The organism is Pelomonas dachongensis, assembly GCF_043555865.1.
GTDB classification, from domain to species: Bacteria; Pseudomonadota; Gammaproteobacteria; order Burkholderiales; family Burkholderiaceae_C; genus Pelomonas; species Pelomonas dachongensis.
Window position 1 is genome coordinate 1 of sequence record NZ_JBIGHY010000038.1, and the last position, 585, is coordinate 585.

1 pseudogene is annotated in these 585 nt (G+C 67.5%); it reads right to left on the minus strand.

Going from position 1 to position 585, the window contains the following annotated elements:
• A pseudogene (locus ACG02S_RS26220) lies at nt 1-442 on the minus strand (group II intron reverse transcriptase/maturase); the annotation flags it as partial.
• Nucleotides 443-585: the final 143 nt, after the last annotated feature.

Below are 585 nucleotides of genomic sequence, written 5' to 3' on the forward strand. Positions count from 1 at the left end.
TGCAGCACTTGCAGCAATGCCTGCTGGATCAGCCGGTCCGTTACCGTCGGGATGCCGAGCTCGCGCTGGCTGCCGTCCGGCTTGGGGATCATCACTCGCCGTACCGGCTTGGCCGGTACTTGCCTGCCAGCAGCGCTTGGCGGATCTTCGGCCACGTTGTTTGCAGCAGGCGTTGCGTCTGCTCGATGTCGAGCCCGTCCACGCCCGCCGCGCCCTTGTTGGCCTTGACCCGCTTCTAGGCCACTTGCAGGTTCTCTCTCGTCAGCGCCGCCTCCAATAGGGCACCTGTCCCCGCCGTCGACCTTGCCGACCCTGTGCCCTGGTGCTCCCGGGACGGGCCGCAGGCTTCGTCGCTGACAGGCTGACGCGCGGCTTCACCGCGCGCTTCCCCCGCCCGCCCGGATCGCTCCGTCATCTGACGCATGGCCTTTGACATTCCCAGGTCCTCGGTCACTTGCTCTCGTTCGGTCCTTCGCCTCTCGCTGGTGGCCTCGGCGGCCCCGCTACCCGGCTACTACGACCTCGGCTGACTTCCCGCTCCAGCATGGCCGTCGCCCTTTCAGGCACAAGGCGGGATCTCCTCAG